A 13,880-nucleotide genomic window follows, 5' to 3' on the forward strand; every position below is an offset into this window, starting at 1 on the left:
ATCGAACGCGGGGAGTAGTCAGTGCGCAGGTGGGAGCTCGTCTCCGGAAACTCGGCCAAGTTCTGGGAGATCGGCAGGGAAGGCACGACGGTCACCGTCCGCTTCGGACGGCTGGACACGAACGGCCAGACCCAGACGAAGGACCTCGAGTCCACCGAGGCGGCCGAGGCGCACGTGGCGAAACTGGTGGCGGAGAAGGAGAAGAAGGGCTACCGCGCGCTGACCGAGGCCGGCGCGCCCACCGCGGGCCAGGCCGCGGCCGACCTGTCCACCGTCTCGGGCGCGGGCACGCCGTCCACCGCACCGCCGGTCACCGGCCAGTCCACCACCGGCGCCCCCGCGCTCCCCGCAGACCGGCTCACCGCCGCGGCTGCCACCACCGGCTCCGCTCCCACCCCGCCCGCTCCCTCCGCCGACCGGTCCCCCGCCAAGCCCCTCCCCGCCGACGAGGACACCTGGGTCATGCCCAAGGCCTGGCTGCGCGACGTGATCCGGCAGCGCGGCTTCGACCCGGCACCGGTCTTCACCGTCGACACCGAACTGGCCGAGGAGGCCAGGCGCCGCGTCGGCACCCAGACCGCCACCACGATCGAGCGAATCCTCTCCGAACCGGCGTCCGACCCCGACCTGGTCCACGCGGCGCGCGAACACCTGGCCGGGCGGCCCGACCCGGTGGGCGCGGCGGCGGTCGCGGCCGTCATCGCCGGCGGCGAGCAGGCCGTGCACGCCTGGATCGCCGACCACGGCGTGGTGTTCGCGACGGAGGCGACGGTCGCGTTCACCCGGCTGGCCTCGGCACCGGAGTGGCTGCCGCAGCAGCGCGCGTACGGCAAGGAGCGCCTGCAGTCGCGGGGCGGCTACTTCCACATCGTCCTCGACAGCGTCGAGGGCAGGATGCTCCTGGCCGTGCGCTACGCGCTGGCGGTGGCGTCCGACGCCGAGCGCGAGGCCGCCGAGGCCGCGCTGGAGAAGCTGGACTCCCTCGACCCGCTGACCGAGCCCACCGCCAAGCTGGTGCGGGCGTTCCTCCTGCCCGGGCGGTCCGACTGGTTCGCGGAGGCCGCGCAGACGCCGCACTCGGGCACGCGCTGGTGGATCCTGCCGTGCAGCGCCAGCACGCTCGAGGAGTTCGACAACGCCCAGTCGTCGGTCACCAACTCGGCGTTCGTGCTGCACACGGCCCTGTACGTGCTCGGCCCGGCCATCGCTCCGGTGCTGGCCGCCGCGCTCGACCACCAGTACCAGCTCGCGGACCGCCGCAAGCAGGTGCTGAAGGTGGTCGCGGCGCTGCCCACCGACGAGGCGTTCACGATCCTGCTCGACCGCATCGAGACCAAGTACGTGCGCCCGGCGCTGCTGTCCGCGATGGCGGCGTTCCCGGCGCGGGCCGCCAGGCTGCTCGGCGAACGCTCGGCGCGCAACACCGAGATGCGGCAGCTGCTCAGCGTCCACCTGAAGACCTATCCGCAGCTCACGCCGCCCGAAGGCTTCGTCGAGATCGAGTCCGCGGACGTGCGGGAGGCGCCGGTCGAGGCCCTGCCGCCGTTGCTTGCCTCGCCGCCGTGGCGCAACCGCAAGCCCGCCGTCAAGCCGGTGGTCGTCGAGGGCCTGCCCGTGCCGCACCCGTCGCTCGTGTGGGAGCCGGGTGAACGGGAGGAGTGGCTCACCCTGGGGCGGTACACGCACGCCCGCGTGACGTGGCAGGAGCTGATGAAGGAGTTCCAGGCCAACCGCATCGGCTACCGCATGCGCGACCTGTTCGCGCTGGCGCCCGAGGAGGAGGTGCGGCACCTGCTCGCGGACTGGCACCCGAAGCTGGGCTGGACCTCCGAGAACACGGGCAAGCTGCTGGGCGCGCGGTTCGGGTTCGACGCGCTGCCGCCGCTGCTGCGGATCGTCGAGTCGAACTCCGGCTCGGCCGTGGTCGTGCTGCCGTTCGCGACGCCCGAGGTGGCGGCCTTGATGGCGGACTGGCTGGTGCGCCTCAAGCAGGTGCGCAAGGTCGCGATCGAGTGGCTGGGCCGGCACCGCGAGACGGCCGCCCGCTTCCTCATCCCGCCCGCGCTGGGCAAGGCGGGTGCCGAACGCCGCAACGCCGAGGCGGCACTGCGGTACCTGCACGGCATGGGCGTCGACGTGGTGGCGCTCGCGCCCACCCCGGAGTCGGCCGCCGCGCTGGAGGCGTTCCTGGCCGTCGACCCCGTCGAGGTGCTGCCCGCCCGGCTGCCCGCGATCGGCGACTGGGCGGACACCCGCCTGCTCCCCCAGGTCCTGCTGAAAGACCGCAAGCACGCGCTGTCGCCCGAGGTCGCTCGGCACCTGCTGATGACGGCGGCGCTGTCGAAGCCGGGCGACGTCTACGCCGGGCTGCCGGTCATCCGCGAGGCGCTGGACCGCGACTCGCTGGCGGAGTTCGCCTGGGCCGTCTTCCAGCGCTGGCAGGAGGTCGGCGCGCCCTCGAAGGAGAGCTGGGCGCTCCACGCGCTGGGCTGGTTCGGCGACGACTCCACGGTGCGCGCGCTGTCGCCGTTGATCCGCGTCTGGCCCGGCGAGAGCCAGCACACCAGGGCCGTGTCCGCGCTCGACGTGCTCGCCGACATCGGCACCGAGGTGGCGCTGTCGCACCTGAACAGCATCGCCGAGAAGGTGAAGTTCAAGGGCCTCAAGACGAAGGCCCAGGAGAAGGTCTCCCAGATCGCCACCGAGCTGGGCCTGAGCCGCGACCAGCTGGCCGACCGGCTGGTGCCGCGCCTCGGCCTCGACGAGGAGGCCTCGCTGGTGGTCGACTACGGCCCTCGCCAGTTCACCGTCGGCTTCGACGAGCAGCTCAAGCCCTTCGTCCTCGACCCCGACGGCAAGCGCCGCAAGGACCTGCCCAAGCCCGGCGCCAAGGACGACCAGGACAAGGCACCGCTGGAGCACAAGCGGTTCATGGCGCTGAAGAAGGACGTCCGCGCCGTCGCCTCCGACCAGATCCACCGCCTGGAGCGGGCGATGGTCGACCAGCGCACCTGGACGACCGAGGAGTTCCACACCGTCCTCGCCGGGCACCCGCTGCTCTGGCACATCGTCCGCCGGCTGGTCTGGGTCACCTCCGGCGGGCAGTCGTTCCGCCTCGCCGAGGACCGCACGCTCGCCGACGCCCACGACGACGAGTTCACCTTCCCCGAGGGTGTCACGGTGCGCGTCGCGCACCCGGCGGATCTCGAGGACGAGCTGGAGACGTGGGGCGAGGTCTTCGCCGACTACGAGATCCTCCAGCCGTTCCCGCAGCTCGGCCGGCCGCTGCACGTGCTGAAGTCCGGCACCGACGCGCTGCCGCAGCTGAAGGAGTACTGCGACGTCGACTACCCGGTCGGCAAGTTCCTCAGCCTCACCAAGAAGGGCTGGGTCCGGGGCGAGCCGCAGGACGGCGGTGTCGAGTGCTGGATGACCCGCCCGCTGCCCTCCGGTGGCGCCCTGGTCGCGTCGCTCGACCCCGGCATCGCGGTGGGAGCGATCGACGTCTTCCCCGAGCTCAAGATCACGGAGCTGTGGTTCTCCGCCGACGGCCAGGGCTACTGGTCGTCCCAGCGCACCGCGACGACGAGCTTCGAGACCGACCCGGTCACGGCCTCGGAGCTGCTGTCCGAGCTCGAGTCCCTGCGCGCCTGAGCGCGACCGTCCACTTTCTCAAGCGATACCGGAGGTACAGGCAGTGCGCAGGTGGGAACTCGTCGCGGACGGCTCCGCGAAGTTCTGGGAGATCGGGCGGGAGGGCGCGACGGTCGTCGTCCGGTTCGGACGGCTGGAGACGAACGGCCAGACCCAGACCAAGGAGCTCGCGTCCGACGAGGCGGCGGAGGCGCACGTCGCGAAGCTCGTGGCGGAGAAGGAGAAGAAGGGCTACCGGGCGGCCGGCGCGGCCGAGGTCCCGGACCTGCCCGCCACCGCTCCCGCGCCGGCGTCCGAGCAGGAACAGGCCGTCCCCGTCGACGAGGACACCTGGGTGATGCCCAAGGCGTGGCTGCGCGACGTGATCCGGCAGCGCGGCTTCGACCCCGCGCCGGAGTTCGCGGTCGACGCCGCGAAGGCCGCCGCGTTCCGGCAGGAGGTGCTCGACGGCGCCGAGGAGATCGAGCGGTCCCTGTCCGTGAAGGGCACGGACGAGGAACTGGTGACCGCGGCCCGCGAGCACCTGGCGGGGCGGGCGTCCACGCTGGGCGCCGCGGCGGTCGCGACCCTCGTGAAGGCCGGTGCTCCGGCCGTGCACGCGTGGATCGCCGACCACGGGCTGGACTTCGCCGTGGTCGCGGCCGTCGAGCGCATGACCTTGGCCTTCACGCACCAGTACGACCGGCAGCGCGGCAAGTGGACGGACAGCTGCCTGCAGAGGCTGGACGGGCAGTTCCAGACGTCGGCGACCGACCCGGCGGGCCAGCTGCTCACCGCCGTCCGGTACGCGATCGCGGTCGCGGACGACGCCGGGCGCGAGGCCGCGGAGGCGGCGCTGGAGGAGCTCGACTCCTCGCCGGCGGAGAAGGAGCTGCGGTCGTACCTGCTGCCCGCGCGGGCGGACTGGTTCGCCGAGGCGTGCGAGCAGCCCCGCTCGTCGAACCGGTGGTGGCTGCTGCCGTGCAGCGCCCGCACCCCCGAGGACTTCGAGAAGGCGGACGAGTCGCTCAACGACTACGCGTTCCTGCTCTACACGGCCCTGTACGTGCTGGGCACGGCCGGCACGCCCCGACTCGCCGCGGAGCTCGAGACCGAGAGCTACTACCGGCGGGCCGACGCGCGCAAGCAGGTGCTGAAGATGCTCGCCGCGCTGCCCACCGACGAGGCCTTCACGGTCCTGCTCGACCGGCTGGACCAGAAGTTCGTGCGGGCGGCCCTGCTGTCGGCGATGGCGGCGTTCCCGGCACGGGCGGCACGGCTGCTCGCGCAGCGGGCCACCTCGAACGCGGACGTGCGCCGGCTGCTGCACGCGCACCTGCAGTCCCACCCCGGTCTCACCGTGTCCGACGAGGTCGCCGCGCTGCTCGCCGAGGCGGAGGCGGCGGTCGTGCCCGAGGCGGCCGCGGACGAGCTGCCGCCGCTGCTCGCGAACCCGCCGTGGCTGCGCCGCAAGAAGCCGGTCAAGCCCGTCGTGCTGGCGGACGTCCCGGCCGGCGGGTCGTCGGTGGTGTGGCAGCCGGACGAGCGGGAGCAGTGGCTCGCGGCCGGCGAGGAGTGGAAGCACGACCACCACGACTGGAAGAAGCTGCTCGCGAACTACCACGCCGGCACCATCGGCTACTACGACAACGACCTGTTCCTGCTCGCTCCCGACGACGAGCTGCGGCCCCTGCTGGCCGACTGGAAGCCGAACTACAACTACGGCGGCGACGAGTGGGGCAGGAACATCGCCGCCCGCTTCGGTCTCGACGCGGTGCCCGCGCTGCTGCGGCTGGTCCAGTCCGGCGGCACGGCGGCCGGTGTGGTGCTGCTGCCGTTCGCCACACCCGAGGTCGCCACGCTGATGGCCGACTGGTTCGCGCGCACCAAGCAGGCGCGGCGCTGGGGCGTCGACTGGCTGTCCCGGCACCGCGACCAGGCCGCGCGCCTGCTCGTCCCGGCGGCCGCGGGCAAGCCGGGCGCCGCTCGCCGCAACGCCGAGGCGTCGCTGCGGTACCTGAACGGCATCGGCGTGGACGTGCCGGGCATCGCGGAGCAGTGCGGTGCGAAGGCCGCCATCGACGTCGTGCTGTCGGTCGACCCGGTCGACGTGCTGCCCGCCAAGATGCCGGTCATCGGCGAGTGGGCCGACACCCGGCTGCTCCCCCAGGTCCTGCTCGCGGACCGCAGGCACGCGCTGTCTCCCGAGGCCGCGCACCACCTGCTGATGACGGCGGCGCTGTCCAAGCCCGGCGAGATCTACGCGGGCCTGCCGGTGGCGCGGGAGGCACTCGACCGCGACTCCCTCGCCACGTTCGCGTGGGCCGTCTTCCAGGCCTGGCTGCAGGCGGGCGCGCCGTCGAAGGAGAGCTGGGCGATCACCGCGCTGGGCTGGTTCGGCGACGACTCGACCGTGCGGTCGCTGTCGCCGCTCATCCGGGTGTGGCCGGGCGAGAGCCAGCACGCCAGGGCCGTCGCGGGCCTGGACGTGCTCGCGGACATCGGCACCGAGGTGGCGCTGTCGCACCTGAACAGCATCGCGGAGAAGGTGCCGTTCAAGGGTCTCAAGACCAAGGCCCAGGAGAAGGTCGCGCAGATCGCCGCCGAGCTGGGCCTGAGCCGCGACCAGCTCTCCGACCGGCTCGTGCCGCGACTCGGGCTGGACGACGCCGCGACCCTGGTGGTCGACTACGGCACCCGGCGGTTCACGGTCGGGTTCGACGAGCAGCTCAAGCCGTTCGTCCTCGACCCGGACGGCAAGCGCCGCAAGGACCTCCCGAAACCCGGCGCCAAGGACGACCAGGACAAGGCGCCGCTGGAGCACAAGCGGTTCGCGGGCCTGAAGAAGGACGTGCGCACCATCGCGTCCGACCAGATCCAGCGCCTCGAACGCGCCATGGTCGACCAGCGCACCTGGACCGCGGAGGAGTTCCGGACGGTGCTCGCCGGGCACCCGCTGCTCTGGCACCTGGTGCGGCGGCTGGTGTGGGTCACCGACGGCGGGCAGTCGTTCCGGCTCGCCGAGGACCGCACGCTCGCCGACGTGAACGACGACGAGTTCGTGCTGCCCGACGAGGCCGTGGTCAGTGTCGCCCACCCGGTGGTCCTCCAGTCCGACGCCGCGGCGTGGGGCGAGGTGTTCGCCGACTACGAGATCCTCCAGCCCTTCCCGCAGCTCGGCCGCCCGGTCCACGTCGCGCCGGCCGGCGACCTGCTGCCGCGGCTGAAGAAGTACTGCGACACCCCGTACCCGATCGGCAAGCTCCTCGGCCTCACCAAGAAGGGCTGGGTCCGCGGCACCCCGCAGGACGCCGGCGTCGAGTGCTGGATGACCCGCCCGTTCCCCGGCGGTGGCGCTCTCGTCGTGTCGCTGGAACCCGGCATCGCCGTCGGGGCGATGGACGTCTTCCCCGAGGTCGCGTTCAGCGACGCGTGGTTCTCCCCCACCGGCCGCGGCGACTGGTCCGCGCCACGCGACGCACCCGCCGTCTTCGACGTCGACCCGATCACCCTCTCCGAGCTCCTCTCCGAACTGGAGTCCTTGCAGTCATGACCAGCACCCAGACGACGCAGCGCCCGCCCGCGGAGGTCCGCTTCGCGGACGAGCTCGCGCGGCTGCGCGACACCGACACCGCCCCCAGGCCGCCGGGCTGGGCGCTGAGCCTCGCCGCCGCCCGGCGGTTCGTGGTGGGCGACGAGAAGAGCGGAATCACCAAGAAGTTCGTGGGCGACCCGTCCCTGGTGGACCGGGCGCTGGTCACGCTCGCGACGAGCCGCGGCCTGATGCTCGTGGGTGAGCCCGGCACGGCGAAGTCGCTGCTGTCCGAGCTGATCGCGGCGGCGGTCTGCGGCGAGTCGACGCTGACGATCCAGGGCGGCGCGGCGACGACCGAGGACCAGATCAAGTACTCGTGGAACTACGCGCTGCTGGTGGCCGAGGGGCCGTCGCCGCGCTCGCTCGTCCCGGCGCCGATGCTGCGCGGCATGGCCGAGGGCAAGATCGTGCGGTTCGAGGAGATCACCCGCTGCCCGCTGGAGGTCCAGGACTGCATGCTGTCGATGCTGTCCGACCGCGTGATGGCGATCGGCGAGCTCAACGGCCCGGACGGCATGGTGTTCGCGCAGGACGGCTTCAACGTCATCGCCACGGCGAACACGCGCGACCGGGGCGTCAACGAGATGAGCGCCGCGCTCAAGCGCCGCTTCAACTTCGAGACGGTGTTCCCGATCGCCGACTTCGACGTCGAGCTCGCGCTGGTCGAGCAGGAGGCGGCGAAGCTGCTGGAGCGCTCCGGGGTGGAGCTCGCGCCGAAGCGGGACGTGCTGGAGGTGCTCGTCAGGACCTTCCGCGACCTGCGGGAGGGCACCGACCGGCTGACCACCGTCATGAGCACGGCCGAGGCGGTGTCGGTGGCGCACGCGGTGGGCCTGCGGGGCTGGTTCCTGCGCGGCGAGAGCGGGTCGGCCGCCGACGTCGTCGAGTGCCTGGCGGGCACGGCCGCGAAGGACAACGCCGAGGACCTGGCGCGGCTGCGGCGGTACCTGGAGCAGCACGCGTCGCGGCGCAAGGGCAAGCAGTGGCAGGCGCTGCACCAGGCTCGCCACCTGCTCCCCGGCTGATGGGGGCCGTGTTCGTCGGCGTCCGGCACCACAGCCCCGCCTGTGCCCGGCTGGTCGCCGCCGCCATCGAGGAGCACCGGCCCGCGTACGTGCTGATCGAGGGTCCCGCCGACTTCAACGAGCGCGTGGACGAGCTGCTGCTCGGCCACGAGCTGCCGATCGCGCTGTTCAGCTACTCGGACACGCACGCGTCGTGGTCGCCGTTCTGCGACTACTCGCCGGAGTGGGTGGCGATCACCGAGGGGCGCCGCGCGGGCGCGGAGGTCAGGTTCATCGACCTGCCCGCGTGGCACGAGGCGTTCCGGGACGTCAGCAACCGCTACGCCGACGCCGAGCTGCGCTACACCGAGGTGGTCGACCGGCTGTGCGCGGAGTTCTCGGTCGACAACGTCGACGTGCTGTGGGACCACCTCTTCGAGTCCGAAGAGGACCCCCGGGGCATGGACGAGTACTTCGACCTGGTGCGCGGCACGGCCACGGCCGACGACGGCGACTCGGCGCGGGAGGAGTACATGGCGCGGTGGGTGCGAGCGGCGGTGGCCGACGCGGGCGACCGGCCGGTCGTCGTCATCACCGGCGGGTTCCACACGCCCGCGCTGAAGGCGAAGCTCGACGGAAGCACGGACTGGCCGGAGGTGCCGGAACGGGAGAAGGGCGCGAGCTACCTCGTGCCGTACTCGCACCGGCGGCTGGACGCCTTCACCGGCTACCAGTCGGGCATGCCGTCGCCCGGCTACTACCAGCAGGTGTGGGAGAACGGGTCGCGGCGCGCGGCGGACTGGCTGGTCGAGTCGGTGGCGACGCGGCTGCGGCGCAAGCAGCAGCCGGTGTCCACGGCGGACCTGATCGCCGCGCGCACCCAGGCCGGCGCGCTCGCGCGGTTGCGCGGGCACGCGAACCCGGCGCGCACGGACGTCCTGGACGGGCTCACCAGCGCGTTGATCTCCGAGGACCTGACGCAGCCGCCGCCGTGGACGCGGCGCGGCACGTTGCAGCCCGGCGCCCACCCGGCGCTGGTCGAGATGCTGGGGGCGCTGGGCGGCAGCAAGGTCGGCAGGCTGCACGCGAGCACGCCCGCCCCGCCGCTGGTCAACGCCGTGCAGGAGCTGCTGCGCACGCACGCGCTCGACCACGAGGGCAAGATCTCGCTCGACCTCACGGACCCGCGGGCGTTGGAGCGCAGCCGGATCCTGCACCGCCTGCGGGTGCTGCGGATCCCCGGCTTCGAGCGCACGAGCGGTCCGTCGGAGGGCACGCAGCCGCGACTGGACGAGCAGTGGACGCTGCGCCCGGTCGACGAACGGCTGGCGGCGCTGATCGAGGCCGCCGAGAACGGTGCCACGCTGGAGGAAGCGGCCGGGGTGGCGCTCGAACGCCGGTCGCGGGACGCGGCGCTGCGGGAGCTCGCCGAGATCCTGTTCGACGCGGTGCTGTGCGGCATCTCGACGTTGTCCGGCCGGGTCAAGGAGTCGCTCAACGAGGGCGTCCGGGAGACCGGTGACCTGGCGGCGCTCGGCCAGGTGCTCAGCGGCGTGCTCGGCCTGTGGCGGCACGACCGGCTGTTCGGCACCCGGCGGGACCCGTTGCTGGGCGACGTGATCGACGCGGGCACCACCAGGGTGCTGTGGCTGATCGAGGGCCTGCACGGCGGACCGGCGCCCGCCGACCCGCAGCGGCTCAAGGCGATGGCCGCGACCAGGGACGCCGTGCTGCACGCCGGAACGGCGCTCTCGCTGGACTCCGCCGACGTCGCCGGTGTCGCGATCCGGGTGAGCAACGACGGCGAGGCGCCACCGGACCTGCGCGGCGCGGCGCTCGGGCTGGCCTGGGCGCTCGGCACCCAGCCGGACGTCCGCAAGGTCCGCTCCATCGAGGCGCTCGGCGACTGGCTCGCCGGGTTGTTCGCGGTGGCGCGCGAGGAGGTGCTCGCGAGCCCCGACCTGGTCGGGGTGCTGGACGAGCTGGTCAGCGCGATGACCGAGGACGAGTTCCTGGTCGCGCTGCCCGCGTTGCGGCTCGCGTTCGGCTACTTCCCGCCCAGGGAACGGGAGACGATCGCGGCGACGGTCCTCGACCACCGCGGCGTCGAGGGCAGCGTCCGGGGCGTCACGAAGCTCGGCGCGGACCCGATGGTCGTGGCGGAGGCGATGGCGGTGGAACGGCGCGTCGACGCGCTGCTGGTGAAGGGCGGCCTGGCATGACGGACCTGGAACGCTGGCGGCTCATCCTCGGCGAGCCCGCGTCGCGCTGCATCGGCGGCCTGCAGGGCGAGGCCGCCCGCAGGGACGCCGCGATGGAGTGGCTCTACGGGCGCGATCCCGAACTGGCCGAACGCGGCGTGCGCAAGGGCGGCAACGAGAACTCGGTGCTGCAGACCGTCGACTGGCTGGACGAGGTGCACCGGCTCTTCCCGCGGGAGACCATCGAGCGGCTGGAACGCGACGCGGTCGAGCGCTACGAGATCACCGACGTCGTCACGGATCCCGAGGTGCTGCAACGGATCGAGCCCAACCCGGCGCTGCTGCGCGCGGTGCTGCGGACCAAGCACCTGATGAACCCGGCCGTGCTCGCGATGGCGCGCAAGATCGTCGAGGCCGTGGTGAAGCAGCTGATGGAGAAGCTGAAGACCGAGGTGCGCACCGCCTTCAGCGGCACGCGGTCGCGGCGGCCGAGCATCCACAAGAACTCGCGCAACTTCGACTTCCGGTCCACGATCAGGGCCAACCTCCAGCGCTACCAGCCGCAGGAGCGCAAGCTCGCGATCGAGCACCCGAAGTTCGTCTCGCGCACCAAGCGGCACGTCGAGCAGTGGCAGGTGGTCCTGCTCGTCGACCAGTCGGGGTCGATGACCAGCTCGGTGATCCACTCGGCGGTGACGGCGGCCTGCCTGTGGGGCCTGCCGGGGCTGCGGACGCACCTCGTCGCGTTCGACACCAACGTGGTCGACCTGACCTCGGACGTGACGGACCCGGTGGAGCTGCTGATGAAGGTGCAGCTGGGCGGCGGCACGGACATCGCGAGGGCCGTGGCGTACGGGGCGGGGCTCGTCGACAGCCCGCGCCGGTCGATCGTCGCGATCATCAGCGACTTCTACGAGGGCGGCAGCGAGGCGCACCTGGTCCGCACGGTGAAGGAGCTGTGCGAGCAGGGCACGCACGTGCTGTGCCTCGCGGCGCTCGACGAGGAGGCGAACCCGGACTACGACCGCGCGCTGGGCCAGCGCCTCGCGAACGTCGGCGCCCACGTGGGCGCGATGACCCCGGGACAGCTCGCGGAGTTCGTTGCGGAGAAGCTCAGGTGACCCGATCCGACCTGCTGGCGCTGACCCCGGACGCGCTGGCGGCGCTGGCGAACCGCGGTCTGGTGAAGCGCGCCGTGAAGGAGCTCGACGCGGGTGTCGTCCCGGCGCTCGAGAGCGACGCGGCGGGGACCGTCCAGGGCAAGTTCCCGGACGGCACCACGACGACGTTGCCGCCGGGCGTGGCGCTGGACTCGGCGCAGTGCAGCTGCGGCGCGTCCGGCGTGTGCCGGCACCGCATCGCCGTCGTGCTGGCCTACCAGCGCACCCGGGAGGCCGGCGCGCCGGCCGAGGTGTGGTCGCCGGGCGCGGTGACGGACGACGACCTGGTGGCGTTGATGGGCGAACGCACGCTGCGCCGCGCGCGCCGGGCGTTCCAGGCCGGCTACCGCGCGAAGCTCCGGCGACCGGCGGCGGACGACCAGACCGCGCAGGCGGAGCTGCCGACCTGCACGGTCACGTTCCTCGTGCCCGGCGACCTGTCGTACGTCCACACCGACGCGGTCAACAAGGACGAGGCGACGGCGCTGGCGGTGTGGGCGTTCCGCGAAGCCGACGCCCAGGGCACCGACACCGTGGACGTGGGCGGGGCTCCCACCTCCGCGACGGACCTGAGCGCGGTCGCCGACCTGCTCGACCAGCTGCTGCTCGACGGCGCGACCAACGCGAGCGAGGTGCTGGACGTCGCGTGGCAGCGCCTGCACCGCGACCTGACCGCCCAGCGCCTGCACTGGCCGGCCGCGGTGATCACCGAGCTGCTGGACCAGCTGTCCGCGTACCGCCGCAGGAGTGCCGGCTACGAGGCGGAGCGGTTCGCCGCGCTGCTCACCGAGCTGCACGCGCGGATCACCGCCACGGGTCCCCGCGCGGAGGTGCTGGGGCCGGACGAACCGGCGGAGACGCCGTTGCGCCGGGTGCGGCTGACGGCGCTCGGTGCGCGGGTGCGGGCCGAGAACGCCGTGGACGTGTACTTCGCGTCGGGCGACGTCGTGCTGGTGCAACGGGACACCCCCTTGCGCACCGGTCAGCGCCTCGCCGCGTCGAACGTCGTCTCGGAGTCCGCGACCCGCAGCGCGAGCCGGGTGGTGGCGTTGAAGACGAGCAGGGTCGCGAAGACCTCGCTGACCCCGGTCGGCACGGCCTGGGACCACCTGCCGCGGGCGCTGGTGGTCGACGACTACGACGCCGCGGCCGCGCACCTCGCCGAACTGCCGCCGCGGCAGGTCCGAGCACGGGTCGAGGCGGAGCTGGTGCGCGCGGTCCGCGTCGCCGAGGTGACCGACCTGGTCTACGACCCCGCCGCGCAACGCCTGACGGCCACGCTGCACGGCCCGGCCGGTGGCACGTGCGTCCTCGAAGCGAACCACCGGGCCGTGGCGCCCGGCTCGCTCGACGCGCTGGCGGCGGCGTTGCGCACGGGACCGACGACGGTCACCGGTTCGGTGCGCCGCCATCGCGGCACGCTGGTCGTCGATCCGCTGGCCGTCCACACGGAGGCGGGCGTGGTGGTGCTCGACCTGGCGGCGGACACGTCACCGCAACCGCTTCCGCCCGGTGTCACGGCGTCGGACCCGTTGAGCGCGAGCGTGGACAGCGCGCTGTCCGTCCTAGCCGAGGCCGCGCACCGAGGCCTCGACCACCTGACGGACGGCCTGCTCGCCCGCGTGCGCGAGGTCGGCGCGCACCTGCGCCGCACCGGCCTGGCCACGGCGGCGGACCGGGTCACGGCGTTCGCCGACGGCCCGGCCACGGCCACCTGGCTCAGCGCGCACCTGCGGCTGCTGGTCACGGCCGACACCCGCTGACCGGGCCGGTGCCGCCTGGACCGAGGACGTCGGGTCGACGCGCTGCGACAGCACGTACGACTCGGCGGCCTCGGCCACCCGCCCGAGCCGTTCCAGCACGAACCCCCGGAGGTAGGCCGCTCGCGCCGCACCCGCTCCACCCAGCGCCACGCCACGGCCGTAGGCCTCCTCCGCGTCGTCGAGCAGCCCGCACGCGGCCAGGGCGTCCCCGCGCAGCGCCCACGTCCGGTCGTCGCCGGGACTGAGCTCGACCAGCTCGCCGGTGTAGCCGGCGGCGCGCTGCGCGAGGCCGGCCGAGAGGTGGGTCCGCACGAGGAAGCTGTACAGCGCGTAGGCCTCGTCCGCCCACGCCAGCCGGTCGATCTCGGCGTCTCCCGGCGTGGTCGAGGTCAGGCTCTCCAGCGCCCGCCCGAGCAGCCGGTGCGTCTCGCTGATGTCGTGCCGCACGAACGGCACCACGGCGATCGCCCGGTGCAGCCGGGCCCGCTGCAGTGCTCCGGCGAACCCGCCGCGCGGCAGTTCCG

6 protein-coding genes are annotated in these 13,880 nt (G+C 73.2%); all 6 read left to right on the forward strand.

Annotated elements, in window-relative coordinates; genetic code table 11:
- Nucleotides 1-21: 21 nt before the first annotated feature.
- From VF330_RS25330 to VF330_RS25355, 6 genes are read left to right on the forward strand one after another with little or no spacing between them, the layout of a single operon-like run.
- Entirely contained in the window at nt 22-3,654 is a 3,633-nt protein-coding gene (locus VF330_RS25330; RefSeq protein ID WP_330854171.1) for a DUF4132 domain-containing protein, read from the forward strand.
- Nucleotides 3,655-3,697: 43 nt separating this feature from the next.
- A complete protein-coding gene (locus tag VF330_RS25335) occupies nt 3,698-7,186 on the forward strand; it encodes a WGR and DUF4132 domain-containing protein (protein ID WP_330854172.1) in 3,489 nt (1,162 codons plus the stop codon).
- The gene (locus tag VF330_RS25340; RefSeq protein ID WP_330854173.1) at nt 7,183-8,253 is read left to right on the forward strand and encodes an AAA family ATPase; all 1,071 of its coding nucleotides are present in this window, start codon (nt 7,183-7,185) and stop codon (nt 8,251-8,253) included. The genes VF330_RS25335 and VF330_RS25340 overlap by 4 nt, the downstream gene beginning before the upstream one ends.
- On the forward strand, nt 8,253-10,454 hold the full coding sequence (locus VF330_RS25345) for a DUF5682 family protein (protein ID WP_330854174.1): 2,202 nt from the start codon (nt 8,253-8,255) through the stop codon (nt 10,452-10,454). The genes VF330_RS25340 and VF330_RS25345 overlap by 1 nt, the downstream gene beginning before the upstream one ends.
- A complete protein-coding gene (locus tag VF330_RS25350; protein WP_330854175.1) occupies nt 10,451-11,554 on the forward strand; it encodes a VWA domain-containing protein in 1,104 nt (367 codons plus the stop codon). Before VF330_RS25345 ends, VF330_RS25350 begins: the two co-directional genes overlap by 4 nt.
- A complete protein-coding gene (locus tag VF330_RS25355) occupies nt 11,551-13,356 on the forward strand; it encodes an SWIM zinc finger family protein (protein ID WP_330854176.1) in 1,806 nt (601 codons plus the stop codon). Before VF330_RS25350 ends, VF330_RS25355 begins: the two co-directional genes overlap by 4 nt.
- Nucleotides 13,357-13,880: the final 524 nt, after the last annotated feature.

The sequence above is a fragment of the Lentzea sp. genome (assembly GCF_036380075.1).
Taxonomy (GTDB): Bacteria; Actinomycetota; Actinomycetes; order Mycobacteriales; family Pseudonocardiaceae; genus Lentzea.